21 protein-coding genes are annotated in these 26,904 nt (G+C 47.5%); 11 read left to right on the top strand and 10 right to left on the bottom strand.

Annotated features, from left to right (window positions below):
- Positions 1–68 precede the first annotated feature (68 nt).
- The 4 genes from EKM73_RS10240 to EKM73_RS10225 all read left to right on the top strand — a co-directional run bounded on the left by EKM73_RS10240 (position 69) and on the right by EKM73_RS10225 (position 6,682).
- Positions 69–1,580, top strand: coding sequence for an MFS transporter (locus EKM73_RS10240; RefSeq protein WP_125701803.1), 1,512 nt, complete (start codon positions 69–71; stop codon positions 1,578–1,580).
- Between the two features lie 32 nt (positions 1,581–1,612).
- Entirely contained in the window at positions 1,613–4,267 is a 2,655-nt protein-coding gene (locus EKM73_RS10235; protein ID WP_125701802.1) for a family 78 glycoside hydrolase catalytic domain, read from the top strand.
- Positions 4,268–4,298: 31 nt separating this feature from the next.
- Positions 4,299–5,621, top strand: a complete 1,323-nt coding sequence (locus EKM73_RS10230; protein ID WP_125701814.1) for an MFS transporter — start codon at positions 4,299–4,301, stop codon at positions 5,619–5,621.
- Between the two features lie 95 nt (positions 5,622–5,716).
- On the top strand, positions 5,717–6,682 hold the full coding sequence (locus EKM73_RS10225; RefSeq protein WP_125701801.1) for an AraC family transcriptional regulator: 966 nt from the start codon (positions 5,717–5,719) through the stop codon (positions 6,680–6,682).
- Between the two features lie 20 nt (positions 6,683–6,702).
- On the opposite strand, the gene EKM73_RS10220 is transcribed toward EKM73_RS10225, so the two are convergent.
- Positions 6,703–7,950, bottom strand: coding sequence for a glycoside hydrolase family 28 protein (locus EKM73_RS10220; protein WP_125701800.1), 1,248 nt, complete (start codon positions 7,948–7,950; stop codon positions 6,703–6,705).
- 337 nt (positions 7,951–8,287) lie between these two features.
- Between EKM73_RS10220 and EKM73_RS10215 the strand changes: the two genes are divergently transcribed.
- Together EKM73_RS10215 and EKM73_RS10210 are read left to right on the top strand one after the other, a co-directional pair.
- Positions 8,288–9,112: an Ig-like domain-containing protein gene (locus EKM73_RS10215; protein WP_125701799.1), complete on the top strand. Its 825-nt coding sequence runs from the start codon at positions 8,288–8,290 to the stop codon at positions 9,110–9,112.
- 198 nt (positions 9,113–9,310) lie between these two features.
- Positions 9,311–10,123, top strand: coding sequence for a hypothetical protein (locus EKM73_RS10210; protein ID WP_125701798.1), 813 nt, complete (start codon positions 9,311–9,313; stop codon positions 10,121–10,123).
- A 97-nt stretch (positions 10,124–10,220) separates the two neighbouring features.
- On the opposite strand, the gene EKM73_RS10205 is transcribed toward EKM73_RS10210, so the two are convergent.
- The 5 genes from EKM73_RS10205 to EKM73_RS10185 all read right to left on the bottom strand — a co-directional run bounded on the left by EKM73_RS10205 (position 10,221) and on the right by EKM73_RS10185 (position 16,478).
- The gene (locus EKM73_RS10205) at positions 10,221–12,122 is read right to left on the bottom strand and encodes a heavy metal translocating P-type ATPase (protein ID WP_125701797.1); all 1,902 of its coding nucleotides are present in this window, start codon (positions 12,120–12,122) and stop codon (positions 10,221–10,223) included.
- Between the two features lie 549 nt (positions 12,123–12,671).
- Complete coding sequence (locus EKM73_RS10200) at positions 12,672–14,981, bottom strand: glycoside hydrolase family 31 protein (RefSeq protein WP_125701796.1); 2,310 nt, start codon at positions 14,979–14,981, stop codon at positions 12,672–12,674.
- A 419-nt stretch (positions 14,982–15,400) separates the two neighbouring features.
- A complete protein-coding gene (locus EKM73_RS10195; RefSeq protein ID WP_125701795.1) occupies positions 15,401–15,961 on the bottom strand; it encodes a Dps family protein in 561 nt (186 codons plus the stop codon).
- A gap of 32 nt (positions 15,962–15,993) precedes the next feature.
- Entirely contained in the window at positions 15,994–16,221 is a 228-nt protein-coding gene (locus EKM73_RS10190) for a heavy-metal-associated domain-containing protein (RefSeq protein WP_125701794.1), read from the bottom strand.
- A gap of 29 nt (positions 16,222–16,250) precedes the next feature.
- Complete coding sequence (locus tag EKM73_RS10185) at positions 16,251–16,478, bottom strand: heavy-metal-associated domain-containing protein (protein WP_125701793.1); 228 nt, start codon at positions 16,476–16,478, stop codon at positions 16,251–16,253.
- Positions 16,479–16,715: 237 nt separating this feature from the next.
- On the opposite strand from EKM73_RS10185, the gene EKM73_RS10180 reads away from it, so the two are divergent.
- Complete coding sequence (locus EKM73_RS10180) at positions 16,716–17,879, top strand: MDR family MFS transporter (RefSeq protein WP_125701792.1); 1,164 nt, start codon at positions 16,716–16,718, stop codon at positions 17,877–17,879.
- Positions 17,880–18,117: 238 nt separating this feature from the next.
- Positions 18,118–19,317 carry an AAA family ATPase gene (locus tag EKM73_RS10175; RefSeq protein ID WP_125701791.1) on the top strand — a complete coding sequence of 400 codons (1,200 nt, stop codon included), beginning with the start codon at positions 18,118–18,120 and terminating at the stop codon, positions 19,315–19,317.
- Between the two features lie 48 nt (positions 19,318–19,365).
- Here the strand turns inward: EKM73_RS10175 and EKM73_RS10170 are convergent, their stop codons facing one another.
- Both EKM73_RS10170 and nrdI read right to left on the bottom strand, forming a co-directional pair.
- The gene (locus EKM73_RS10170; RefSeq protein WP_125701790.1) at positions 19,366–20,118 is read right to left on the bottom strand and encodes an NADPH-dependent oxidoreductase; all 753 of its coding nucleotides are present in this window, start codon (positions 20,116–20,118) and stop codon (positions 19,366–19,368) included.
- Positions 20,111–20,584 (bottom strand): class Ib ribonucleoside-diphosphate reductase assembly flavoprotein NrdI, encoded by a 474-nt coding sequence (nrdI, locus tag EKM73_RS10165; RefSeq protein ID WP_125701789.1) that lies wholly within the window; start codon positions 20,582–20,584, stop codon positions 20,111–20,113. The genes EKM73_RS10170 and nrdI overlap by 8 nt, the downstream gene beginning before the upstream one ends.
- Positions 20,585–20,951: 367 nt before the next feature.
- Between nrdI and EKM73_RS10160 the strand changes: the two genes are divergently transcribed.
- Both EKM73_RS10160 and EKM73_RS10155 read left to right on the top strand, forming a co-directional pair.
- On the top strand, positions 20,952–22,463 hold the full coding sequence (locus EKM73_RS10160) for an ABC-F family ATP-binding cassette domain-containing protein (RefSeq protein WP_125701788.1): 1,512 nt from the start codon (positions 20,952–20,954) through the stop codon (positions 22,461–22,463).
- A gap of 135 nt (positions 22,464–22,598) precedes the next feature.
- The gene (locus EKM73_RS10155) at positions 22,599–24,032 is read left to right on the top strand and encodes a DHA2 family efflux MFS transporter permease subunit (RefSeq protein ID WP_125701787.1); all 1,434 of its coding nucleotides are present in this window, start codon (positions 22,599–22,601) and stop codon (positions 24,030–24,032) included.
- A gap of 136 nt (positions 24,033–24,168) precedes the next feature.
- Here the strand turns inward: EKM73_RS10155 and EKM73_RS10150 are convergent, their stop codons facing one another.
- Positions 24,169–25,503, bottom strand: coding sequence for an MATE family efflux transporter (locus EKM73_RS10150; protein ID WP_125701786.1), 1,335 nt, complete (start codon positions 25,501–25,503; stop codon positions 24,169–24,171).
- Positions 25,504–25,642: 139 nt separating this feature from the next.
- Positions 25,643–26,566, bottom strand: a complete 924-nt coding sequence (locus tag EKM73_RS10145; protein WP_125701785.1) for an AEC family transporter — start codon at positions 26,564–26,566, stop codon at positions 25,643–25,645.
- 101 nt (positions 26,567–26,667) lie between these two features.
- Here EKM73_RS10145 and EKM73_RS10140 point away from each other — a divergent pair, with 101 nt between their 5' ends.
- Entirely contained in the window at positions 26,668–26,877 is a 210-nt protein-coding gene (locus EKM73_RS10140) for a hypothetical protein (RefSeq protein WP_125701784.1), read from the top strand.
- The last annotated feature ends 27 nt before the right edge of the window (positions 26,878–26,904 follow it).

The raw sequence follows: 26,904 nt of genomic DNA, 5'->3' as shown, positions 1-26,904 counted from the left end.
TTTATGCTTAACAAGAACTTATAAGTTGGCAGAATTAATTCAAAAATCTAGAGATAGGAGCTGAAAAAATGGGTAGGAACAAAGTTTATACGCCACGTAAAATCACGGTATGGCGTGGCATAGGTTACGGTATTGTTGATTTCGTCGGCGGTGGCTCGATGACAATCATCGGTGCCTGGATGCTTTTCTTCTACACCTCATATTGTAATTTAACCGCGGTTCAGGGTGCTTCAATTATCGGGGCTGCTCGAGTTGCCGATGCAATCTGTAGTTTGCTGATGGGAAGTTTAACAGATAACTTCTACAAGACAAAGCTAGGCAAGCGATTCGGACGTCGGCACTTCTTCTTGCTGATTGGATCTCCACTAATGCTATTGTACATAACACTTTGGATCGCTGGGATGAATTACTGGTACTACTTCGCAACATACATGATTTTTGAGGTTATCTCAAGTGCCATGATGATTCCATACGAAACCTTACCAAACGAAATGACCGATGACTATAACGAGAGAACGAAATTATCTTCTGCTCGGATGTTTATCTCAGCAGGGGCAACGTTCTTAGCTACCTTTATTCCAGGTCAGTTATTTGCCATTCTCGGCCAGAATAGTCCTGTACCATTTTTAGTAAATGGGACTATGTTTGCAATTATCTTTGTTATCGGTGTTTACGTTTGTTACTCCGTTACTTGGGAAAAGCCAGTTACGCCGGAAATGGCGGCAGAGCTTGAAAAAGATGCTGTTAATAGAGGTAGTGTTGGCCAAAGAATTTGGGGCTTGCTGAAAGATTATGGTTCTACTCTGAAGATTAAGAGTTTTCGGAAGCACTTGCTGATTTACTTATTTTCCTTTACCGGGAAGGATACTTTCAATACGGTATTTGCCTACTTCTGTATTTATTGTTTAGGTTTGTCGGCTACTGTAGCTGCCAACATGTTATCTCTTTCCTTGATAGGATTGCTCGTAACCATTGTTGCTGGATTTGCCATGGTCAAGTATGGGCCGAAGTTTCTGTACACTACTGGTTACGGATTGATGCTACTGATGTTAGTTGCCTACTATATCTGTTTCCAACTCCACATCACACATCATATTATCTTGATTCTGTTCTTCATCTCATTGATTTACCAAATTGGACGTGCGACTCTTGAATTTACCCCATGGAATGTTTTTCCATTCATTCCAGATTTGGATGAAATTGTGACAAAGCGTCGGCGAGCCGGTATCTTTGCTGCTGTTATGAGCTTCACGCGTAAGTCAACGGTGGCAGTTGCGACGATTGCCGTTGGTTTCATCTTAGATGGTAGTCATTTCGTCAAGAATGCCACTTCTGAACCAATTGCTGCTCAGCATGCAATTGCTAACATCTTACTATTTGGTACAGGTGGTCTGATTATTTTAGCATTATTAGTTGCCTTGACCTTCAAGTTAAATAAGCAGAGTCATGCCATTGTATTAGGCGAAATTGAACGTTTACGTAACGGCGGTAGTAAAAAGGATGTTGATCCTAAGGTTGCTGAGACCGTTAAGGATTTGACTGGAATTGATTACGATAAAGTTTGGCCAGATAATCAATAATTTTAGTGAATAAGTTATGGGAGGAATTGAATTTGACAGCAGCTGTAGATCGGTTACTACAACCGACACATTTAAACGTAAATTTATTGGGCTTTGCTTATAATGTCCGAAAGCACCCACGGTTTAGTTGGTGGGATCATAGCAATCGGACAGGCAGTGTTCAAACGGACTTTGAAGTGGTCGTTTCTAGGAGATTGCATGAGTTAGCCAATAAGGATTATTTGTTTGATAGCAAATGGATCGCATCAAATCAGAACTCTGCAGTATTAATTCCAGAACTTTCACAATTTCTGGAGTCAGGAAGATTATATTATTGGCAAGTTCGTATCAAAGACAATTTTGGAAGAATAAGTGATTTTTCTCAGCCAAATAAATTTATCTGCGTGCCAGACAACTTGGTTGAAAAGAATCATGGTATTTGGAGTAACGGTCTTAAACAAGATGATCATGAATTGCCACACATTGGTAACGTGGTGTTTATGAGAAGTCCCAAGTTCACACTCTCAAAATTAGATATTGATACTGCAATCTTAACTGCATTTTCTCGTGGAAATGAGCCAGTTTTGACACAGGGATTTGATTTATATGTCAATGGAGAATCTGTAGGGGTCGGTTCTGCTAGACCGCAAGCAAATTACGAGGGATCAGATAAGACAGCTATTTACTACAATAGTTATGATGTTACAGAGCTTTTGGATGATGAAAATGTTATTGGTGTTCTGGCAACAGGGCAATCGGCACGAAAAGCCTTTTGGGGACAACTGGAAGTTTATTTAAATAGTGGTGAAAAGAAGACTGTCATAGTATCCGATGAAGATTGGAAAGCTCTAGATGGTAGCAATGCTTTTGGCGATTATGGTGTTCGGATGAGAAGCCTGTATTTTGGGATGGTTTCCGAAAATGTTGATATGAATTATTATCCCCAGAATTGGTCTGCGCTAGATTATAACGATCATGCGTGGTCCAAAGCGCAGTATAATCCAGACGAGTTAGTTGGTGAGGCTGAGACATTGTACCCTTATCGAAGTGAAAACTCATGCCGAATTGTCAAGGACGAGCAAACAAAGTCGATGACTAAATTAGGACCGCAACATTATGTCATTGATTTAGGAAAAGAAATTATTGGCAGTCTGCGCGTTCGAATCCACAGTACGAAAGCGCAACGAATTGATGTGGCAATGGGGGAGCAGTTGGAGGATAACGGTCAGGTTCGTCATCATTTAGCTTGCGGCCCAGATTATCTAGAAAGTTGGACATTGGTTGCCGGAAATAATGATTTCGAAACGCTTCAAATGAAGAATTTTCGCTATATCGAAATTACTGGTTTTGTTGGTAATTTGTCACAAGATGATTTCAAAGGCTGGGCAATCGCGCAGCCATTCGATGAAGATGAGGGCTCATTTCATAGTGATAATGTCTTACTCAATAGAGAGTATGAGCTTTCAAAATATACAATCGAGGCCACTAACCAAGATGTTTATGTTGATTCACAGGCTAGAGAAAGAAAACCGTATGAAGGTGACTTATTAGTTAATGGAAATACAAGTTATGTTTTGTCTTCACATTACTCTTTAGCACGTCACTCCATTGATTACTTATTAGATGATCCAACTTGGCCAGAGGACTATAAGTTGTTTAACGTCGAAATGGCTTGGCAAGATTATCTCTACACCAATGATAAAGAGCTTTTAGAGAATCGGTATGACGTTTTAAAGAAAAAATTTAAGCGCGGACAAGATGGTGTGGATAACTTTGATGAAAAAGTTGGTTTAGTTACTAATGATGGCTTAATTGACTGGCCAATCCGTGAACGGGATGGATTTGTTGAGGGTAAATATAACACACCATTTAATGCAATCTATTATGGTGTTTACCAGATCATGAGTCATATCTCCGCAGTTACTGGGCACCTAGAGGATCGTACGTTTTATGCTGACCGTGCTGCAACGATTAAGAAGCAGATGATTCACTATCTCTATGATAGTGAACAGGGTGTTTACTATGATTCATTAGATGAAAATCTAAAAGTTAACCAGCATGCTGCTCATCATTCTTCGGCATATGCGCTTTGCTATGGGATGTATGAAGACCAAAAGATGGCAGATAAATTAAGTCGGTTCGTAGCCAATGATGGTAAATTCATTGGTAGTGTTTACTTTATTTACTTCATGCTCAAGGGACTGATTGATACAGGACATTCAGAAGACGCTCTGAGATTGTTGACCAATCCAGATAATCGCAAGGATCAAAAGACCTTTGCTGCTATTTTGGATAACCTTAAGGCTACGATTGCACCAGAAGCCTGGAGCAACTATTACAAACCTAACTTAACGATGTCCCATCCTTGGGGGGCTACACCGGGCCTAACGATTGTTCAAGGAATTATGGGTATTGTTCCTTTGAAACCTGGTTTTGATTTGTTCCGCTTAAGAATCCAGCCAGGGCAGTTAAAGAGAGTTGAAGTTACAACACCAAGCTCTAAAGGAATTATTCAAGCTAAATTTATTGCCGAAAAACAGCAAAATAAAATTAGTGTGAATGTCCCAATGAACTCAAAGATTCAGATTGAACTACCTAAAGGTAGCCAATTAATTGAGGTTAATGATGGTGAAGAGGATATTCAGCCAGGACTAGAGAATAGCCATGTTGTCTTACCATCTGGTAATTATGTCATTGCATATAAATAGCTAGTTTAGGTCATGGAGGGCTTTAACTATGATGAGAAAATATGGAAGCTACTGGGGATTAACTGCAGCGGCTGGTTTAGGATCAATGCTTGGTTCCGGAATCATTGTGGGATTAGCAAGTACCATTACGGTGTGGCAAGCAGGGTTGAATTTGACGAATAGTCAGGTCGGAATCATTTCGGGGGCTTTGACTTTTGCGATTGCGTTTGGTTCAATCTTCGGTAGTCGATTCGCTGATAAGGTTGGATTAGTTGGCGTCTTTAATTGGGTTAACTTAGCTTATGCGGTTGGGGCTTTAGTTTGTGTATTCGCCTCAAACTTTATGACTTTGTTATTGGGGACTGTCATTGCGGGGGTAGCTTCAGGGACTGACTTACCAGTCTCCTTAACGATTATCTCACGGGATGCGCCAGATCAAAAAATGGCATCTCAAATGGTTGCTTCAACTCAAATATTCTGGCAAGTCGGACAATTTGTTTCGACTGGGGCCGCATTTATTGTTTCTACGATGAGTGTTACAGGTGGTCGGATTGTCTTCGCTGTCTTTGCAGCGGTGGCTGGAATTGTATGGTTATGGCGGACTTTATCAGGTACAATTAGGAAGCTCCATGCGGCAGCGGCTGAACGCTTAGCAGCTGTGAAAGATGCCGGTGAAGAGAAGCATGCTAACGGTGCCTCAATTATTCGGACTTTGTTTAAGGATCCTAACCACAAAAAGTACCTGTATCTCTTCTCGAGTATTCTAATCTACTATGTTTTCTGGAACTTTATTGCTAATACTTGGGGTCAGTTTACGACCTTCGTATTGGTAAAGGCTGGGGCATCTCAGACTTTGTCAACTGGTATTGGTTTAGGGCTACATATTGCGGCGCTGTTTATTTTAGGAATTTACGTTACGATTGCTGGTTCTGCTAAACGGAATACTTGGTTTGGTATTGGGGTTGTTTGTGCATTGATTGCTATGGGTGGTTTAGCTATCTTCGGTAGTGATTCAATTGCGATGATTGTTGCCTTCATGCTGATCTGGGGTGTTGGTAGTATGCTTTCAGGTGAAGCCATTTACAAGGTATGGACGCAAGAATCCTTCCCTGCTGAAATTCGGGCAAGTATTCAAGGGTTTATCAATGGCTTTTCTCGATTCCTTTGCGGCCTACTAGCAATTGTGACACCATTGCTTGTTTTACCAGGAACTATCAAAACGACAATGTGGGGATTCGTCGGCGTTGTTATTATCTTTGGATTAGCTGGCTTTAGTATGATTCGTGCTGAAAAGAAGTACGGGATGTTAAAGGATAGCGATAAGAAGGATGATGGCAAGCAAACGCCTGCTGATCATTCAGTTCAACCTAACTAATAAAAATTAATAGAATACAAAGAACGTCCTATAGGCATAAAGGAAATTTATGATTATAGGGCGTTTTTTGCTAATTCGAGGAGAGTGTTGGGGTTATGCTCGATAATATTTTAAATAGCTTGATGAAGCCAACGAAGATTGAGAAAGAACAGCTTAAAAGCTATGAATTTCATAATGATATTCCGTTGGCCGCTTATGATAGTCAATTGACCAAACGACGCAACACGTTAGTTTTGAATAATTACTTTTTTAAAAATAAAAACATCTATGTCAGTAAGCATAATAGATATGCGCCATATCCGATGCATACGCATACGTTTTTAGAGGTCAATTATATGTTACGGGGAGAAGCCGACGAAGTTGTTGGTAGTAAAGAGATTCACTTAAACCAAGGAGATTTGTTGCTACTAGATGTTGGATGTGAACATTCTATTGGCTACTTAGGAACTAATGATTTATTAATCAATATTTTGTTTCAGGATAGAACAATTAATATTGATTTGTTGAACAGTCTCCGTAGTAGCCGAAGCGTGCTTTATGAATTTCTTGTTAATAGAAAAGTTGGGGTTGGAAATAGGGCATCGTATTTGTTATTTCGTCAGGAAGATGGTCGTGAGATTCAGGAAACATTAGATAGAATCATTGAGGAATATTATTTGCAACGAGACTATGCCGATACCATTATCAAGGCATATTTGTCTATTTTAATTGCGCAATTAGTGCGTAACTATTCCGTTGACGTAGATAAGGATTTAACGAAACCACAGCTTTTAATTACGAAGATTCTGCAAGACATTAACGATAACGATGATACTATCAGTCTTTCTTATGTTGCGCAGAAGTATGGATATAATCGGAACTATTTAAGTAATCTTTTCCGCTCGACTGTAGGTGAAACTTTCTCGGAAGTTTTAACTAAACAAAGAATTATGCATGCCCACACGTTGTTATCGTCAACGCAAATGCCAGTGAGTGAAGTTATTAAAAAAGTTGGTATATCAAATCGAACTTTCTTCTATAAAAAATATCGAGATTACTATCATAAAGCCCCGCGTGAATGATAAGTTTTGCAGATTTTAGGCTATAGGGTTACGGTGAGCTGATTGGGAAAGTGGCCTCGAACATGCTTAAAACGCAGATCACTACCCGCGAGGTTGGTGACCAGCCGCAAAGACCGCTGAACCTTGGCCGTTCCCTTCCATGGGCGTAAGTCAAAGGTTACTGGCGTTTCATTATCCTGTCGCAACGTGAGATCGATGTCTTCGAAGGTGATGCCTTGAATAGCTTCTGCGGATTCGGCCGCCACGAGAATCCCGTTTTCTGCGGTACAGGTAATTCTCTTGAACGCTACGTTCCGGATAGTCTGGCCGGTAAGATCGGTCGCGGCATCACGGGAAAGTAGGCTGATAAAGATGGGTTCACCCGATCCCCACCAATCCGCACTATAAGGTTTGGTATCGATGGCAATGTCTTCAAAGCTAATGTTTTCCGCACTGCCGGGATCGCGCAACTGAAAGGCCAATCCACGGTTGGTATCTTCGATCGTCAGGTAACGGAATTTACAATTTTCAAAATTGCCAAAGCTACTACTACCGAATTTCACGGCGGCACTCTGCGTCTTCAGGTAACAGTTCTCCACGAGAAGGTTGGTACAATCCCCGTATTGTGCGGTTTCCTCAGTACACTTGGGGCAAATAGCATCGTCACCGGTAATGATTTCGCAGTCGTGAATGTGAGTATTTTTGCTCCGGTCGACATCGATGCCATCAGTGTTGGGCATCCGGACCTCGTTGTGAATGGCGATGTGGCTGATCTCTGTATTGTGGCAGCCAACCAAATGAATTGTCCAGAAGGGGGCGTTTTCCACGGTAATGTGGTCCAGCGTGATGTTGGTACAGTCCTCCAGATAAATCGTCATGGGGCGGGGATAGTTGTAGAACTTTAGATGAACCTCGTTTTCCTGATTGGGATAAGTGAAGGCGGTATAGTTGCCATCGATGTGGCCTTCCCCGGTAATGGCGATATTGTGTTGCTCTTTGGCGTAAATGAGTGCTGAAATTGACGTGTGGTTGCGGTTCAGCTCGAAGGGGCCGGGCCGATGTGTATACTTAGTTTCATCGCCACTGGCCTTGAGAATGGCATCGGCTTCTAGGTGTAGCGTGACGTCGCTCTTCAATTGCAGACCGTCGATGACGTAGGTACCGTTGGGGATGGTCACCGTGCCGCCGCTATTGGCTGCACAGCGATCGATGGCAGTTTGAATCGTCATGGTCGCATTGGTCGTAAGATCGTCTTCGATGGGGAGGTCAAGAATATTGATATTCGGCATAAATTTACGCTCCATTTCTAGCAGATTGCGCAGGTGAAAATAAGTACGATTTGGTGGACAGTAGCTGGCATTTTGATTCCAGCTTAACATAATTTGAAAACGGTGCCACACTTGTGAGCCAATCTACGTGTAAGGCTGCTGTTGTGGGAATTATCGCCTAACGCGCGGGTAAAGAATGGATAACGGGTTAATTTGTTTTAAGTGTTGTTAAAGAAGGTCCAACCTGGTTATAAATTTGTCACTAATTTGCAAAAAATCTGTTATACTACTAGGCGGTTAGAAAATACTTTGTCGGCAAAATTTGTCGGTCAATTCAATATAAGGGGTCAGGAAAACAATGAAGAAATTTATGGTTGCAATGACTGGTTTGGTTACTTTATTTACAATTGGTGCCACAGTACCAGCTGTGACGGGGACTGCCACGACGACCGCACATGCCGCTACGCATGTTGGTCCTAGCTTAAGTGTTAAGGCAATTTACAACAATTCCAAGTCAATCACGGGGACTGCTACGAAGGGCTCTAAGATCACGGTTAAGAGCACGAAAAATGCCAAGAAGAACTTGGGTAGCGCAACGGCTTCCAAGAAAACTGGTAAGTACACGGTTAAGTTAGCTAAGACGTTGAAGAAGAACGCTAACGTTTACGTTTACGCTACTAACTCAAAGACTAAGACTTCTTTCTACCGGATCATCCGGGTTCAAGCCGCTGCTACTAAAAAAGCAACGACAACTAAGAAGACGACTGCCAAGAAGACTGCCACAAAAAAGGTAACGACTAAGAAGGCCGCTACTAAGAAGACGACTTCAACCAAGAAGGCTGCTAGCTTTACGGTTAAGACGCCTACTGGTACTTGGAAGTCCAACACGGCTAACAAGTATTCTCAAAAGATCGTCTTCAGTCAAAAGACTGGTTTCAACCAATACCTCTACAAGAATGGTAAGAAGGTTAAGACCTTAGTTTCTTACGCTAAGTACAGTGTTAAGGCTAAGACCCCTACGTTCTGGAAGATTACTTACACCCCTAAGGGTTCTAAGACTTCTAAGACCTTCTACTTACGTTTCACTTCTGCTAAGAAGTTCAAGATCGTTAACAGCAAGGACCAAGTCGTTGCCGTTAAGGCCAGCGTTGCGCCAGCTGCTAAGTGGACTTTCACGAAGTAAGCTTGTTTCTATAAATTAGTTAATTAAAACCGTCATTTCGTAATTTTGCGAAATGACGGTTTTTGTTCGGTTTTTGTGATGCCAGCGGGTGAGCTATCACGAGTTTTTTGCTAGAAAAATAGGTGATAGCAGTTGTAACCGAGTCCTAATTCTGCAGTATAATAGTTGTGTACCACATATATCTAGGGGGTAGTTAGATTGTTGAATTTTAAGGGAAAATTGACGGCTGGTTTACTGCTGGCTGGTGCGGTCGTGAGCATGGGGATGCTCGCAGCACCAGCAACGGCGCAGGCGTCAAGCAAGTATTTGACGGGTCAGTATGGGAGCTACGTCCGGGCCAAACGCAACGTGTACGTTGGTATTTCGCAGCGACATGGGCAGGCCTATAAGCCGCTGCTAAAAAAGAAGGGATCCTTGCTTTTCGTGACCAGCTCCTCCCAAAAATTTGGGAGCCCAGTGGTTAAGTCATCCTTCACTTCTGGGGCGGTGCACTATAATCGCCTCAAAAATTTGGCTTTTACGATGACAGATTCAGTACCACTGACGAAGGCAAACTTTAAGAAGGTCACCCTTAAGGCGCCGATTCGCGGAACAATCCTGCGCCAAGGAAATGGGTTCAAGGATACCAAGAAAAATGGGTTTGCCTCGCCAATGTTTTACCTGACACTCGACAACTACATCCAGTATTACAATCAAGCTGCGATGAACAAGTATGATGGTGGCGATATGGCAGTCAACTATGGCACTAGTGTGGAGACTTACAAGCCGACTGCCTCTGCCAAGATGACCAAGACCACGGTCAAGGGAAACACGACGACGGTACAATACAACAAGTACATCAAAGGCTTACCCGGTAAGAAAATCGGTGCGCACACTTACCAGATTAAGATTACCGACCTTAAGACCAAAGGGAGTAAATCCTTCGAAGATGACTATTATGGTGGCACGTGGAATAACTATACGGTCAATGGCAAGCCTTACTTCTCTGGCATCATTAATGACTTTGGTTAAGCGTCACTGCTTCCAGGAACATTAAAATTTGTATTTAAAAAACCGGTTACCCTAATTTTCTGGGTAATCGGTTTTTTGTCGCTTCTATTCGACTGTGTTAGTTCGTTGCTAATTGCTGAACGAGTTGTTTCGTGGGTTTGTTGACGTGGGGATGGTAGCCAATCAAGCGCATCGCGTTGAAGATAACGACGAGGATTGAGGCTTCGTGGACGAACATCCCACTGGCCATGTAGATGTAGCCGTAGACCAGACCAATCAGTAAGAACAGGACTGTAGCGATGGCAATCGTAATGTTTTCCTTCGTGTTGGCGGAGGTCTTCTTGGCCAAACCAACCGCGTGGTTCAGGGCGTTGAAGCTGGATTGCATCAGGACCACATCCGCCGTTTCAATGGCGACGTCTGTCCCACCACCCATGGCAATGCCGACGCTAGCGGTAGCTAAGGAAGGACTGTCGTTGATACCGTCCCCGACGAAGGCCACGTTACGACCCATGTCTTGGAACTTCTTGACGAAGGTGACCTTGTCGGCTGGTAACAAGTCGGCGTGGACCTCGTCGATACCTAAGGATTCGGCAACGGCTTGGGCGGTGGCTTGGTTGTCACCAGTTAACATAATTAGGTGCTTGATGCCTTGGCGTTTCAGCGCAGCGAGTGCGGCGGGGACTTCTGTCCGAACCGTGTCAGCGACGCCGAGGATGAAGGCTAATTGGCCTTGGTAGCCAACCAATACCGTGGATTGGCCGTCGTCTTGCATCTCGTGTAAATCAGTTAATTGTGTATCCGTTAACGTAATGCCGTTGTCCTTCAACAGTGCGGCGTTACCGACATAGAGGGGTTCGTCGTGCCATTGGCCAATCATGCCGCGACCCTTGATGGTTTCAGTGGTCATGGTTGATGCGTCAGCCGGCATGTGGGCAGCGAGATGACTCGTGATAGCCGTAGCCAGGGGATGATCAGAGGTCTGTTCGACCTGAGCGATGGCCCCTAATAAGTCAGAGTCGCCCGTGTATTGCTTCATGCTAGCAACATCCATCTTACCGGTTGTTAATGTCCCGGTCTTATCGAAGACAATTGTATCGACCTTGGCGAGGCTTTCGACCACGTCGCCACCCTTGATAAGAATCCCATTTTTGGCGCCGTTACCGATCCCAGCCACGTTGGAGACTGGCGCACCGATAACCAGGGCCCCAGGGCAACCGAGCACGAGGACCGTGATGGCTAACCGGAGATCTTGAGAGAAGGCAAAGACTAGGATAGCAATGACCAGGACGGCTGGCGTATAGTATTGGGCAAACTTGTCGATAAACTTTTCGGCAGGAGACTTGGTGTCTTGGGCTTCTTCGACCAGTTCAATAATCTTGGAAAAGGTTGTTTCGTCCCCAACTTGGGTGGCTTCAATCTGCAGCGTACCGCTTTCGACCATGGCCCCGGAGTAAACGCCGTCACCATCGGCCTTGTTGACGGGCCGAGATTCACCCGTAATGGAAGATTCGTTGACGTAACCAGTACCGCTGACGACTTTACCATCGACGGGAACTTGGCCACCGGCCTTGACGAGGACGATGTTCCCTTCCTCTAGGTCATCGACATCGACTTCTTCAGTCGCACCATCGTCGCCGACCAGCAGTGCCGTGGTTGGGGCCATTTCAGTCAGGGATTGAATCGCGCCCCGCGTCTTGGCCAGTGTCTTTTGTTCCAGGTAGGAACCGAAGAGAAACAGGAACGTTACAATGGCTGATTCTTCAAATTCGCCGATGGCAAACGCCCCGATAACGGCGATGCCGACCAGTAATTCAATACTGAAGACTTTGGCTTTCAAAGCACTGATGGCCCGTAGAACAATGGGAGCTGCGGCGATAACGGACGCGATGATCCAGGCGGTGTCGGTGACGTAGGGCACCTTGGTGAACCAGGTGTTGAGGAAGCCGAGGATAATTAAGCCGGCGGACCAGAAGGTAATAGGGTTGGTGTGAGAATAAATATAACGTTGAAATGCCATAAGATAACGATCCTTTCTTTGTCTAAGTTATTTAAGGTTTTTGTGTTCCTCGTTTATGTATTCATTATGCCTGGGAACGGGGAACATTAACTTGATGCGAATCAAGTTGGCCGATTTATTTCAAATAAAGTGAGAATTGTGACCTGTGTCGGCTTCATCCACAATCTCTTCCAGCTCAGACAGTAGTTAACGATGAATAGTAGACTGTAGGAAGTCATGCCAATAGATATCAAAAAACCACCACAATGCCGGACAACATTGTGGTGGTTCTTGAAATTATTAGTGAAGTTATGACTTTTCAATTGAATTGGTAAAATCAAGCTTAGCCGAAGGAGGCCAGAGGTGTAGCCAGCCGTGGCGGTGGTGTTAACTGGTGTTTTTTGCCAGTTTACAGCACAGGCGAGCTTGGAGACACGGCTTTTTCGTGGCTTCAAGTCGAGTCGGAAGCCCGGTTCTTAGGCTGGAGCGTCCCCACAGCAGGTGGAACCTCTGGCAGCCGCAGTGCGGACAGCTCACATCAATTTAACCTTATCATAATGAAGTCAGTTGTTATTTCAACCGGTAACCATCGCTGGCACGGTCGTAAGTCAACGTCACACTGCTGTCTGGCAGATCAACCGTAATCGTCTGGTAGGCAGGGTCGTAACCGTGGTGTAGCAAGTCAACGGCCACTTGACCATCCTTGACGGTGATTTCGTAGCGGTTGAATTCACCGTTTTGATAATTGAAGTCGAGACCGTCATCTTGGTAGTGAGTGTAGGTACCGGCATTACCGAAGAGCTTGAAGGTCATGGTCGTATCGGGTTCCTCGCTGATATGACTGACTGGTGCACCCCATGGCAAGAGAGTGTCTTCCTTGATAAATAGGGGCAACTTATCCAGTGGGGCATCGGCGACAATGTCCTGGTTACCGGTGTATTCACGATTGTTCCAGAAGTCGATCCATTTGCCAGCTGGCAGGTAGACCAGCCGCTTGATCTGCGACTTCTGAACGATTGGGGCGACTAACACGTCGTCGCCAACCATGTATTCATCGTTTAAGTCGCGGGTTCGTGGGTCGTCCTCGTAGTTCAGAACCAATGGCCGCATGACGGGGAGACCGTTCTGACTTTCCTGCGCGAATAAGTCGTACAGGTAGGGGATGAAGCGGTAGCGGAGCTTCAGGTACTTGCGGTAGATCGATAGTGTCGGTTCACCGAAGGCCCAGGGCTCCTGCCGCCGGGTGCCCATTGCCGCGTGGTTCCGCAGTAAAGGACTGAAGATGGCAGCTTCAATCCACCGGGTCAGCAGTTCGGCGTTGGTATCGGAAGCAAAGCCCCCGATGTCGGTGCCGACAAAACTGAAACCGCTCAGTCCTAAGTTGCAGAGCTGAGGAATCATCATTTGAATGTGTGGCCAGATACTCTGGTTATCCCCAGTCCAGACGGTTGAGTACTTCTGGGTCCCAGCGTAGGCCGCCCGGGTGATGACGTATGGCCGCCGTCCTTGCTGACTCTTCAGGCCTTCATAAGTGGCCTTGGCCATGTTGTGGCCGTAAACGTTGTGCATCTTGGCGTGAGTCGATGGCGTGTCCTGGTCGCTGAAGACCACATCGTCGGGGATGTTGCCCTCAAAGGTTGCGGGTTCGTTCATGTCGATCCAGACCCCGCCAACCCCGTTGTCCGTTAGGAATTTATTGTTGTTTGCCCACCATTTGCGAACCGTTGGCCGGCCAAAGTCGGGGAAGGCAGAGTCGCCGGGCCAAACTTTATTGATATAGACTTTGTTGTCCGGCGTCTTTACGAAGTAATTCTGCTTGATGCCTTCTGCATAGATGGGGTAGTTCGGATCCTGCTTGACCCCAGGATCAATGATCGGAATAACCTTGATGCCATTTTGCTTGAGCTTGGCCACGAAGGCCTTGGGGTCACCTTCAAATTTAGCCTTGTCCCAGGTGAAGACTCGGTAGCCTTCCATGTAGTCGACGTCGAAATGAATGGCGTCGCAGGGGAGGTCGTACTTCTTCAGGCCGTCCGCAATGGACTGAACTTCTGCCTGGCTAGCACTATAGCCCCAACGGGATTGCTGGTAACCCAGCGTCCATTTCTGAGGTAACGGTACCCGTCCAGTGAGATAGGTATAGTTGGTAACGACGTCCTTCAACGTTTGCCCACCAATGATGTAGTAGTCTAGGTTGCCTTGAACGGCGGAGTAGAAGTAGTAGTGAGTGTCTTCCTTGCCCATGTCGAAGTGACTCTTGTAGGTGTTGTCGAAGAACAAGCCATAGGGGTGGCCGTTCTTTAAGCCTAGCATGACTGGAATCGACTTGTAGAGGTTGGGAAAGTTTTCGAGTTGGGGAGCGGGGTTATCCACGTTCCAGTTGTCGTATTCGAAGCCCCGCTTGTCGAGGTAGCCGGTCTTGTCGCCTAGACCATAGAGGTGTTCGTCGGGGGCGAGGGCCTTGACGACTTCGTAGTAGCCCGTGTCGGACTTGACCGTGGATTTCGTGACGCTGTGACCTTCGGCTTCGACTAACTGTTGATGAACCTTGTCGATCCCCTTGTCGAGGAGTTGCCGGTCGCCGCGGTAGTCGGTGACGAGGGCATTGCCGTTGGCGTCGTAAGCGTCCACGTGACGATCAGCATCTAATTTCAGCGTCAGGGCACTGGTCTTTAATTCGTAGTGATCGCCGGCATCGGTAAAGGTGTAGTCGGTCGATTGTTCCTTATTGCCCTCGATGGCATAGGATTGCCCGTCGTCACCGCGATTTTCAAAGACCCGGATGATAGCTGGGGTCACGATGGTGAGCTGAAGGGGATGCTGTGGATAATTCAGCGTCACCGTTTGTTTAGTTTGCGTGTATTTTGGTAAAGTTGTCATTCTAATTATCTCCTCAATCAGAAGCTAAGACTATTGTACATCTTTGAGCAAAACTTTTTGGACCTTCTCCTACATGATCTATTTGAAATAGGGCAATTTCCAGAAAAAAATGTTTATGCACAAAAACTGCTAGTTAGCGCTATCATCGCGTAACGTTAATTGGCAGTTTTTGTGCGTGATAAGCTAATTTTGACGTAAATTAAAAGCCGTGAAGTCACCTCGCAGTGTGGCTTCACGGTTTTAGATTGTATGATGTAATTTAAGAGTTGACTGGAAGAAATGGCGAGTGCTGATGACTGAGTTGGCGCATGGGATTAGCTGTTAATTTAGCCGGAGGAAGCCTGCTCTTAAGGCTGTAGGCGTTCCCCACAGCAGGCACAATCCCTGGCAGCCGCAGGCGACAGCACTAAACCCATAGACTAGTCATCATCATCATCGTCTTCTTCGTCCAGACCATCGCGAGCGTCGTTGCCCAGTAGGGCTTGCAGCTCACGGATGATGTGGTTGTTGGTTCCGCGCAGCGTGGTCAAGAAGCTAGCCAGTGCGGGGCGTTCTTCCTTTTCGGCGAGCTTGATGGCCCGGTCGATGAAGAGGTTATGGGTATCTGCGTCGTGAACCAGTTCACTGACTTGTTCTTCGGCGGTTAGGTACTTCTTAGCGCCACTTTCTTGGAGCATGTTGTAGTCGTGGAATTCCTTGGTCGTGGTCGAGACGATCTCGCCCTCATCCAGGAGTAGTTCACCTAGAGCGTCGAATTGCTTGCGGTAGGTGTCGATGTAGTCACTGAGCAGGCTACGAACGCTCAAGGCCAGTGGGCCTTTGACGGACCAACGAACTTGATGGAATTTAACAATGGAAATGTGCAGGTTAGATAGGATGTGATTGGTCATCGCGCCTGCAGTTGGAACGTGGTGGTCGTGTTCCGTTTGGGCTTGTTCGGCAGTGTAGCGGTCTTCAACGGTCATGGTGGTGTTTGTCATAGGTAAACTTCCTTTCAAATGTGGGTGGGGGATTAGAGGGCTTTTACTTTAGAACTTTGAACGACGTAACCGAGGTCGGTTACCGTGTCTGCTAGGCTTTCGGCGGTTACTTGACTGTCGTCGAACTCAGCCTTGATCTTGCTGGCATTGAAGAGGACCTTGACGTTTTCCACGCCAGTCTTCTTGCTCAATGCGCCTTCGATCTTGGTCATGCAAGATGGGCAGGTCAGTGCATCTAATTTCATCGTTACTTTACTCATAATCAAAAACCTCCTGTGTTGTGTTTTAACTAAAGTTGCTTAACCTTACTACTTTGAACGGCATAGCCTAAGTCGGTGACGACGGTTGCGAGATCCTCGGCAGAAACGGTTGCGTCATCGAATTCGGCTTTGACCTTGCTGGCATTGAAGAGGACCTTGACGTTTTCCACGCCGTTCTTCTTGCTCAGCGCGCCTTCAATCTTAGTCATGCAAGACGGGCAGGTCAGGTCGTCTAATTTCATTGTGACTTTACGCATCATGAAAACCTCCTTCGGCTATTTCGTTTGTCTTGATTACATAACCTAGTATACGGTCAGGCGGCTGGGAAAAACTTGACTCAAATCAAGTTAGCCAATCTTTTTTGTAATATACATAAAATGAATAAAATTAAATTTAAAAAGTTGCTTTACTGGGCCCGATGAGCGTTGTGGTTTTCTTTCCCTATAAAATATGCGACAATGGAAAGCAGAATTCAAACAAGTGAGGTACCTTAAATGTGGAAAAGCAACAAGGAAGTCAGCCTGGTCGGGATTCTTTCGGCAACGCTGTTACTTAACGCGGCCGCGGCGTGTATGTGGCCGTTGACGACGGTCTATATGCATAACCAATTACACCAAACGCTGACGTTAGCCGGCATCGCCCTGTTAGGGATGTCGTTGTGCATGATTTTAGGGAATTGGCTCGGGGGATGGCTCTTCGATAACTGGTCACCATTTAAGTCGGCTATTTTAGGAACGTTGTGTTCCTTTATCCCTATGCTGATTCTGATCTTCTTTCACGGTTGGCCAATCTTTGGCATCATGCTACTGTTTATCGGTTTGGGTGATGGGGTCGTGATGACCGTGGTCAACTCGTTTGCTGCCAACGTCACGACCATCAGCAGTCGCCGGGTATTTAATTACTTATATATTGGGATGAACCTGGGGGTCGTCGTTGGCACGCTAATGGTTGGGTACCTGATGGACCACGGTGTTCAGCTGGTTTTCATCGCTGCTAGCATCTGTTACACAGCACTCTTACTGATTATCTTGGCGGACTTCCGAATGAAGATTACCACCAAGACCCAGCACCACGAGCAGAAGACAGCCAAGCCTGCACAGTTAAATCTGATTTGGCTGATTGCGGTCATGGTCTTTTGCCTGTACATGAGCTACACGCTGTGGGAAAGTGTGATTTCCGTTCACATGACCAACCTGGGCATCTCATTCGAGCACTATAGTTTATTGTGGACGCTGAATGGTTTGATGATCGTCTTCGGGCAACCCATCGCTAACCGTTTGGGCGGCTACTTTAAGATGAGTTCCCAGATTGCCGCGGGGTCGCTGATCTTCATCCTGTCCTTCCTGATTCTGGTCTTTGCCAAGACCTACGCGATGTTCGTCGTGACAATGGTCGTTTTGACCATTGGGGAAATGATTGGGTTTCCCGGAATTCCAGCGTGGATCGACAAGCTGGCCGGTGACAACGACAAAGGGAAATTTCAAGGAATCTATAACATGGCGATTTCCTTCGGTCGGGCAATTGGGCCACTGTACGGGGGCCTTTTGATCGAGTATGGGAGTTACCGAGACCTGTTCGGGTCAGTGACGTTGCTGATGTTACTGGCACTGGCAGCGGTTATGGTGCGCAATCGGCTGAATCAGGCACGATTAAAGTAAGTCAATTGGGCTGATTTGAATTGTTGAGTTAAGGGGCAACTTCTTCATGAAGTTACCCTTTTTTAGTCTAACTAAACTAGTTTATTAACTAATGATGGGATGTGACGACCGGCCTTGATGTGAAGGGATAGGTAACGGTTTTATAAACTCTGTAATAGCGGATTTAGCAGAACAAGGTGAAAGTCATTGCTTATCACGTGAACAGGCGTAATATGCTAAGAAAAGGGGAGGCTTTGTCATGTTAATCGACTTCACGTTGGGTAATTTTCGTTCGTTCAAGGATTCCGCCACGCTTTCAATGGAGACCGGGGGTGGCGTCCAGCAGTGGGCCCATGAAAATACGGTGCCGATTAAGCCTGAACTGAGCCTTCTGAAAAGTGCGGCCATTTTTGGTGCGAATGGTGCCGGCAAAAGTACCGTATTGGCCGGACTGGAACGGATGCGCCAGATGGTCGTGGGGCCCACGGAACAGATTACGGATAACCTGCCCTACGAGCCTTTTCGGTTTGATCGGGGATCTGCGAGCAAACGGACCACGTTTATGGTGAACTTTACCCGCGATGATCAGCAGTACCGCTATGCATTCAGCTACACGGCGACACAAATTGTGAATGAGATGTTGAGCGTTGCGGCCGGGGATGACTATAAGGTGTTATTTGCACGAGAGAAGGGCACCATGACGGTGGTGCCGGAAGGATTGTTACCGGTAACCCAACGTGTCCGGCCCAATGCACTGATGCTCTATGCGCTACAGGACTGGAACTATCGGCCAGCCATCACCGTCTTCGAGTGGTTCAATGATGACCTGATTATTTTAAACGAGCATCCCAGTGGGCATGCACTAGATAATGAGTGGGTCCACAGTCAAATGGCCCAGTTTCTGAGAGCCGTGGGCAGTGAAGTTGCCGGAATCACCCAGCGTAAAGTGGCAATTCAATTTCTAGATGGGTCGGCGGTTACGCGCCCAGACCTGTATCTGGTCTATGAAAAGTATGATGAGGAGGGAGCCGTCATTGGTCGCGAGGAATTGCCACTGACTAGTGCGTCAATGGGTATGCAGCAGCTAGTCGTACTGGGATTGGCCTTGATTACCGCCCAGCATGCCGAGCACCCGCAAACAATTCTGACCGATAACCGATTGGGCGCGATTCATCCAACGGCCTTAGCAGCGCTCCTAGCCCTATTTAATTCAGTGGCGAATACCAGCCAAGTCATCCTAACCACGAACCAACCGGCATTGATGAGTCAACACCTTCGCGTTGATCAGATTTACTTGGCGGAGAAGGATTATCGGGGCGAAAGCCAACTGGTGTCACTCTTCGATTTTGTCGATGTGCCAGCAGAGGGCTGGCTGAAAGACTATTTGAGCGGTCGGTTTGGTGCCATGCCAGTAGTCGATCCGAGTGACTTACTGGCGGCATTTGATCCAAATTTGTAATGCATCAAAAAAGGATGTCTCACGACTGCGAGACATCCCGACTGACACTTAATGGTGTTGTAAGAATCCTTGGTACTCAAGCGCCTGGTTTAATTTTGCACGTTGTTTTGGATCACGCGCCAATTCATTTGCCACGTGATGGGTGAATGACTCTGCGTTCGGATGATCGCCACGTTTCTGATAGTAGTCCGTTATGACCTTGTTATAGGCAGCTAACGGCGCGCTATCGGCGGTCAATGGCTGGTAATCATTGGTGAAATGAATCAATTCTTGTGGCATCCGGGGCTTGCATTCAGGTTTCTCCGCTGGATGACCCACGGCGAGTCCGAAAACGGGGAAGGTCAACTCTGGCAAATGGAACAAGTCAATTAAGCGAGGCACATCGTTTAAGATACTGCCCATGATCGTGCTGCCTAGGCCCATGCTTTCACCGGCAACGACCATGGCTTCCACGGCGATGCTGGCATCAAAGATACTGGCTAAGAACTTGTCCGTGCTGTGCAGGTTGGCTATGGTGGCCGGTGTCGCTGTGACCAATTGTGAGTTGCGGTATTGATCGGCTAAAAACAAGAAGAAGTGGCCAGATTTTTCGAGCCAGTGATGGCCGGTGATGTCACCCAGGACCGCCAACTTTTCAGGGTCAGTGACACTGATAATACTGTATTGTTGTGAGAAGGTACTGGTTGGCGTGTGTTGCGCGGCGTCCACTAGGGTCGTGACTTCGGCCGTCGTTAACTTCTCATCGGTAAACTTTCGAATGCTACGGTGATTCAATAGGGTTGTTAGTGTTGGATTAGTCATGGATAGAGACTTCCTTCATTCGGGTAACTAAGGCGTTATAAACACGGGTTTCGTCGCGCGGGACGCCACGGAGTTCGTAGTTTGCGATGAATGGGGCGTCGAACTTCTTGGCATACCGTTTAGCGGTCAGGCAGTATTGTTCGTTAAAATTACGATTACCACTGCCGACGACACCGATTAAATGCTGGGCGTTGGTGGCGTAGTCGATGTATTCGCCTAAAACGTTAGTCATGAGTTCCTTGACGCCGTTGTCGATACCGTTACCCCCATCGAGATAGGTGGGGACAAAGCAGAAGTAAGGCTGTGTTTCAGCAACAAAGTCACTGGCTTCACTGATTTCAGTAGCTGTGATTTCTGGTAATTCGGCATTTTGGGCATGCTGCTTGGTAGCGTAGGTCGTTAAATTTTCGACGAAGTTCCGGGTGTTGCCTTCAATAGAGATGAATAAAATACGTAATGGTTGCATAAAATTTCCCTCCGATTTCGGCTGTTCGTTTATCCTTAGTGTACTCGAAATTCACCGGGAATGCTGATAAGTTTTCACGAGAAATTAGTAAAAAAACGGGGGCTGCTTGTCAAAGGCGTAACGGTATGCTATTCTATTCGTACTTTAAGAAAGAACGAGGTATTCAGCCGATGCGTAACTAATCACTCTCAAATGTTTGTCAGCTTCACCACCGTTTAGAGGGGTGGAGTGGGCCTGCAATTGGGATTGATGGTTCCGCCGACTGAATTGCCAAACGCAATCAGTGGGTGCCATTTCCGGACGGGAAATGCGGCCACTTTTTTATTTGCCAGCCATCGATCCCTGCTTTCAAAAGGGGGACGACTCTTTGACACAAATTACTTTAAATAACTTAACGAAAACAATCGTCGGAGAAACGCTGTTTAGCGTGGACCAACTGACGGCACATACTGGTGAACGCATCGGTATAGTAGGCGCCAACGGTACAGGAAAGACGACCCTGGCACGGATTATTGCCGGCATTGATACGGACTTTGATGGCCAACGAATCGTGACCGATGACGTCACGCTGGTGCCACAGATTGCCCCTACACGGGGGCGTTCCGGTGGGCAGAGCATGTTGGATCGGGTCCGGTTTGCCCTAGCGCAGCGCCCAGCGATTTTAATTTTAGATGAACCGTCCGCCAATCTCGATGATGAACATCAACGGTGGCTGACCCAACAGCTCAAACACTTCAATGGGTTACTGTTGCTGATCTCGCATGACCGGGACCTGTTAACGGCGGTAGCCACGCAGATCTGGTCGTTGACGGAAAAAATCTATACGCAGTACAACGGTGGGTTTGCCGAGTTCACGGCCTTACGCGAACAGCAACGGCATAACGCGCTGGATCGGTATCAGAATGAACAGCGGGAAAGAAAAGAACTGCGACAGGCTGTTCAGGCCCGCCATGAAAAGGCCGACCGGATTCGTAAGGGGAGTCGAAGCATGAGTGCTGCCGAACGGTCGAACTCTAAGAAGGTACGGGAACAGAACGCCGGTAAGATGGAACGCGGCGCACGGGCCTTGCGGGAACGGGCAGATCGTCAGACCACAGCCGTGAAGCCGCATGAGACGGCTGCTTTGAAGCTCGTCGCAACCGATCTGCCGCCAGTCGTGGGAAAGTACCTCATGACGGTAGAGGACCTGCACCTGAAACGGGGAAAGCATGACCTGCTCCACCACGTGAAGTTGCGGATTCGTCCGGGAGAGCGGGTTGCCTTGGCCGGGCCCAATGGTAGCGGCAAGTCGACGCTGATTTCGGCTATTTTGAACCAGACGCCGGGGACGCGATTAGCTCCCAGTGCTCGCGTGGGCTACTTCCATCAGGATATGACGCAGTTACCGACCGGTCAAACGGTGTGGCACGTCTTACGGCGGGCTACGGCGTTAGATGAAAATCGGACGCGGCAAGTGATGGGTGCTTTTGGGTTGACCGCTAGCTTTTACGACCGACTGATTGGCGACCTCAGCGGGGGCGAGCAGGTCAAGCTCCAACTGCTGACGATTCTGGTCAGTGCCAGCAACCTGCTGATCCTCGATGAGCCGACCAACTATCTGGATTTGCCAGCGCTACAAGCGCTCGAAGACTTTTTAGTTGGTTACCCGGGGACGGTCTTGTTCGTTGCACATGATCAGACCTTCCGGGAAAAGGTGGCAACGCGGGTGCTAGAATTGACCGACCAGAAGTTGATTGATCCGGAACAGACGGCACAGGGAACGCCAGCAACCGACTTACCACGATTACAATTTGAATATGATCAATTGATGATGGCGCCGGAGTTGGATACTCAACGGCTCAAAGAAATACGGGACCAGATTACGGCCTTAAAGTCGTAGAAAGTAATAAATAGGTAAGAAATTGGCGATGAAACCGGTTACCTTTAATATTTTCAAAATTTGTGCTTACGAAGATTGTTTTTTTCTGGTAGAGTAATCCATTGTGTTTAAAATGAAAGCGAGTGTGAAAACAAAATGGATTCTGTACAAAGTAGCCAAGAGAACGTGGCTAAAAAAGCGCGAGTACAAGTTGCCCACCCAATGCTAGCCATGATGGGGATGCTCATCGGGGGCTTTGTCGGGATGTTTTCCGAAACGTCCTTAAATATTGCATTGCCACAATTAATGGCGCAATTAGGCGTAACGACCGCCACGATTCAGTGGTTGGTTACGGGTTATATGTTAATGGTCGGGATTGTCCTGCCATTATCCAGTATTATTACGAAATGGTTTACAACGCGGCAAGTGATTCTGTTTGCCTTGATTGACTTTATGGTTGGGGCGATCATCTCTGCATCTGCACCAGGTTTTGGTGTCTTATTGTTTGGTCGGATGATTCAGGGGATTGCGACTGGGCTGATCTTGCCACTGATGTTCACCGTTGCCATGCAGATTTTCCCACCCTATAAGTTGGGGGCTGCCATGGGGATGGTCGGACTGGTCATCATGTTCGCACCAGCCGTTGGACCTACCTTAGCTGGTATCGTGCTGGGGATTGCTTCTTGGCGGTGGATTTTCTGGCTGTTTGTGCCATTTCTGATTATTGCCTTTATCTTCGCGGTATCGTCACTGACAAACATCGCTGAAGTCACGCGTCCCAAGGTTGATTTCTTATCAATCCTACTGTCAACGGTTGGTTTTGGGAGCTTAGTGCTCGGGGTCAGCTTGGCTAGTGACCGGGGCTGGGGCTCAGCTGCCGTGATTGGGTCCTTAGTTGTTGGTTTGGCTGTCTTGGCATGGTATACGCATCGTCAATTGACGATGGACAAGCCAATCTTGAACCTGCGGGCCTTTGGAATTCCTGGATTCCGAATCGGGGCTAGCTTGGTCATGATCAACTTCGGAATTATTTTATCTGCAATGTACCTGTTACCTATGTATATTCAAAAGGGACTGTTAGTTCCAGTTGCCTTGACCGGGATCATCATGTTCCCCGGTGGGATTATGAACGCGGTTATTTCAGCCGTTGCTGGCCGGATGTATGACCGGGTGGGTGCGCAAATGCCTGCCCGTATCGGTTTTATCATCTCGATGGTCGGGGCATTGATGTTGGCCTTTACCAGCACGCACAGTGCCATCTGGTACGTCATCATGGCCCACATCATCTTGATGATTGGGGCACCGCTAGCGATGTCACCATCACAGACGTATGGATTAAACTCCCTGACTGGTCCAATTGCGGCCGACGGGAGTGCCATCATGAACACCTTACAGCAGATTGTTGGGGCGATTGCGACGGCGATTGCCACCAGTCTGTTAGGTATCGGTCAAGCAGCCTACATGGCGAACGGTGCGAACAACGCTGCCGGTGCATTCGTCAACGGGGCCCACTATGGCTTCTTCTTCACGTTTGCGTTGGCTATCGTTGGGTTCGTGTTAGCACTGCGGATTCCTAAGGCTAACCGGTAAGCTGTTTCGTGTAAAGTTTAAATTATTAATACAAATGGACCCGAGATTTTTACATCTCGGGTCCATTTTTTATGCAAAAATTCACTATAGTTGAAACGTGTTCCACTAGACGGTTCCGCTGTCCCACACTTATTAACTAATCATCTAAGAAGTTTTTCCGTCGAAAGACGCGGATAACCATAAAGATACAGTAGGCCAGTGCGAGCCCCCAGGCCAGTGGGTTGGCGTAGGCAATAGCGGTGAAACCAAAGCCGGCGATGGAGAGCCAACCGGCAGCGGTCCGCCCAATCAACTCACCCATGCCAGAGAAGATAGCGTAGAAGCTGTGGCCCCAACCCTGTAAGGTGTTTCTGAAGATCATCAGAATCCCGTGAACCGGGAAGTAACAACTAATGATGATAATGTAGTAATTGGCTTCACGGATAATGTCCGGGTGACCTGGACCAATGATGGCGGTCACTAGTGGCGTCTTGACCAGGTTAATAATGATAAAGGCTGCGGCGGAGTAGATCACTTGAATCCAGACCCCGTCGATGATCCCTCGTTTCATTCGACCGCGTTGCTTGGCCCCAAAGTTCTGGGCCTGGTAGGTGGCCATTGCCGCCCCAACGCTTTCCATCGGCAACGTAAAGAGCTGACGAATCTTTTCGGCGGCGGATTGGGCCGCAATGATGCTGGTTCCCAGAAGGTTAATGGCGTCCTGCATCACGATGGCCCCAATGGCGGAGACGGAGTATTCAAAGCCCATCGGTAGACCAATCAGATTCATTTTCTTCATCCGGGCCCAGTTTAACGCCCAATCCTTGCGGGTCAAGCCCAGGTTGAATTTTGGAAAGACGGTCAGGTTGAGCAGACCGCCGATGAATTCACTGATGACGGTGGCGATGGCGGCCCCGGCAATCCCCCAATGGAAAACGAGGATGAATATCAGGTCAAGAATCACATTGACCACCAGTGAGGCAATTAGAAAGTAGAGCGGATGGACCGCGTCACCAAAGGATCGCAGGGCGTCCGCTGAGTAATTAAAGAGAATATTGGCCGGAATCCCCAGAAACGAGATAGTCGTAAAGATAATGGTCAACTGAAGAATCTGGTTCGGCGTATGTAGAGCAGTCAGTAGGGTCGGTGTCAGGGCCACCATCAGCGGCGTCAGAATCACGGCAAGTGCCAGGCAGAGCCATACAGCATTGGTCAGGTATTGCCGAACGGCGGCGTGATTCTCCTCACCCACACTGTGAGAGAGGGGGATACTGTAGCCAATACAGGTTCCCTGCACGAAACCCATAATCAGAAAACTCAGGGGATAGTAGGCCCCAATTGCGGCCACGGCATCGACGCCGATCAATCGGCCAACGATGAGGGTGTCGATAAAGTTATAGAGTTGTTGAAAGAGGGAGCCGCCAATCAAGGGCAGTGAAAAAATAATAATTTGTTTGATGGGCCGGCCCTCAGTTAGTTTCAAGGGTGCCATAGTGTTCCTCCTATTTGTTAGCGGTCTCAATATCAACTAGTATACCAATCGCTGCTGGGAAAAGTCACCACGATTCGGGGAACTTTTGAATGCGTGCATGAAAAAATGCCGTGACCACCATCACGGCAGTCGACAGACCTTAGAGATTACTTAATGCAAAGACCACAGGAATCGTGGCGACGCTAAAAATCGTCGAAATACTCATCAACGTTACGGCGGGACTCGTGTCCCCATGGGCTTTGAGCGTGAACAACACGACATTACCAGCAACGGGGCAAGCGGCCATCAGTACCGTTGTGTAGAGGGGAATCCCACTGATCCCAAAGGCCCGCAAGATCACGATATCGATAACTGGAAACAAGAGATTCCGGCAGAGCAACGGCCACCAGAGGCGTTGATTAAGAGAGTCACGATTGAATTTGACCGCGGCCAAGCTGTTCCCAATGACGATCATTGATAAGGGTGTGTTGATAGAGCTCACGTCGGTTACCGCATGATTCAGCAGACTTGGCAGGTGAAAGCCACTGATGAAGATGGCTAGACCCACGATGATTGCGATAATGTTGGGATTGAGCAGAATTTGCCGCCAATTGATGGGTTCGCCCTTTTCACGCGGCGTAAATAGTGCGATACCGTGCGTCCAACAGAAAATATTAAAGGCAGCCAGGGAGGCGACGGCAAAGAAGACGCCGGTACTGCCGAACAACGCGCTAGCCAGAGGGACTCCCATGAAGCCGGCGTTGGAGTAGACCGCACCAAAGCGCATGATACGTCGCAGATTAGGGTCCGCAACACGGTTGAAGGCGAGGTTGGTGATGAGCACCATGAGGCCATAGGTCAGCAGAATTCCCAAGAGAACCAGACCGAGGCTCTGCAGCCGACTGGTCGAGAAATCCTGTTCAAAGGCATTCACAATCAAGCAGGGGGAAACGATATACAGGAGAATATTGGTCAGGTCTGTCGCCGTCTGACCGTGCATGAAGCCAAGCTTATTGGTTAACAGGCCGATACCCATTAGTAGGAACATCAGGAGAATTTGCGTGGTTAGTTGGGCCATGTCCATGGCGCGGGACTTCCTTTCTGAAAAAGACAACGCTCTATTATGGGAACAGTTGGCGGTGGGTGTCAAACTTGACCGTGATTTTGGTCGTCGTCAAGCTTACAATGGGAAAAGAAAGAGAGGCTGATCAGACTATGCGCTTTAATCGCAAATTTTACCGCTCTGTGCGCTTCTGGAGTGGACTTGTTGTCATTGGCCTCATGCTGCCTAACGTAATCTCAGTTAGCCTAACGAGTGCCTTCTGGTGGGCTTCACTGGCCTGCTTGGTCGGTGGTGCCGGTTATCTGGTAGCGGGGATGTTGACGCGTAAGTGAAGCCATCATGCGTTGATTCGAAAGCAT

The sequence above is a fragment of the Levilactobacillus fuyuanensis genome (genome assembly GCF_003946395.1).
Taxonomy (GTDB): Bacteria; Bacillota; Bacilli; order Lactobacillales; family Lactobacillaceae; genus Levilactobacillus; species Levilactobacillus fuyuanensis.
Note: the sequence above shows the minus strand (reverse complement) of the source record. Positions and strands in the feature narration are given on the sequence as shown.

Bases quoted from the DNA above. Each gene is read 5' to 3' on its own strand.
- EKM73_RS10240 (WP_125701803.1), top strand. From the start codon at position 69: ATGGGTAGGAACAAAGTTTATACGCCACGTAAAATCACGGTATGGCGT.
- EKM73_RS10230 (WP_125701814.1), top strand. From the start codon at position 4,299: ATGAGAAAATATGGAAGCTACTGGGGATTAACTGCAGCGGCTGGTTTA.
- EKM73_RS10225 (WP_125701801.1), top strand. From the start codon at position 5,717: ATGCTCGATAATATTTTAAATAGCTTGATGAAGCCAACGAAGATTGAG.
- EKM73_RS10220 (WP_125701800.1), bottom strand. From the start codon at position 7,950: ATGCCGAATATCAATATTCTTGACCTCCCCATCGAAGACGATCTTACG.
- EKM73_RS10215 (WP_125701799.1), top strand. From the start codon at position 8,288: ATGAAGAAATTTATGGTTGCAATGACTGGTTTGGTTACTTTATTTACA.
- EKM73_RS10205 (WP_125701797.1), bottom strand. From the start codon at position 12,122: ATGGCATTTCAACGTTATATTTATTCTCACACCAACCCTATTACCTTC.
- EKM73_RS10200 (WP_125701796.1), bottom strand. From the start codon at position 14,981: ATGACAACTTTACCAAAATACACGCAAACTAAACAAACGGTGACGCTG.
- EKM73_RS10195 (WP_125701795.1), bottom strand. From the start codon at position 15,961: ATGACAAACACCACCATGACCGTTGAAGACCGCTACACTGCCGAACAA.
- EKM73_RS10190 (WP_125701794.1), bottom strand. From the start codon at position 16,221: ATGAGTAAAGTAACGATGAAATTAGATGCACTGACCTGCCCATCTTGC.
- EKM73_RS10185 (WP_125701793.1), bottom strand. From the start codon at position 16,478: ATGCGTAAAGTCACAATGAAATTAGACGACCTGACCTGCCCGTCTTGC.
- EKM73_RS10180 (WP_125701792.1), top strand. From the start codon at position 16,716: ATGTGGAAAAGCAACAAGGAAGTCAGCCTGGTCGGGATTCTTTCGGCA.
- EKM73_RS10175 (WP_125701791.1), top strand. From the start codon at position 18,118: ATGTTAATCGACTTCACGTTGGGTAATTTTCGTTCGTTCAAGGATTCC.
- EKM73_RS10170 (WP_125701790.1), bottom strand. From the start codon at position 20,118: ATGACTAATCCAACACTAACAACCCTATTGAATCACCGTAGCATTCGA.
- nrdI (WP_125701789.1), bottom strand. From the start codon at position 20,584: ATGCAACCATTACGTATTTTATTCATCTCTATTGAAGGCAACACCCGG.
- EKM73_RS10155 (WP_125701787.1), top strand. From the start codon at position 22,599: ATGGATTCTGTACAAAGTAGCCAAGAGAACGTGGCTAAAAAAGCGCGA.
- EKM73_RS10150 (WP_125701786.1), bottom strand. From the start codon at position 25,503: ATGGCACCCTTGAAACTAACTGAGGGCCGGCCCATCAAACAAATTATT.
- EKM73_RS10145 (WP_125701785.1), bottom strand. From the start codon at position 26,566: ATGGACATGGCCCAACTAACCACGCAAATTCTCCTGATGTTCCTACTA.
- EKM73_RS10140 (WP_125701784.1), top strand. From the start codon at position 26,668: ATGGGAAAAGAAAGAGAGGCTGATCAGACTATGCGCTTTAATCGCAAA.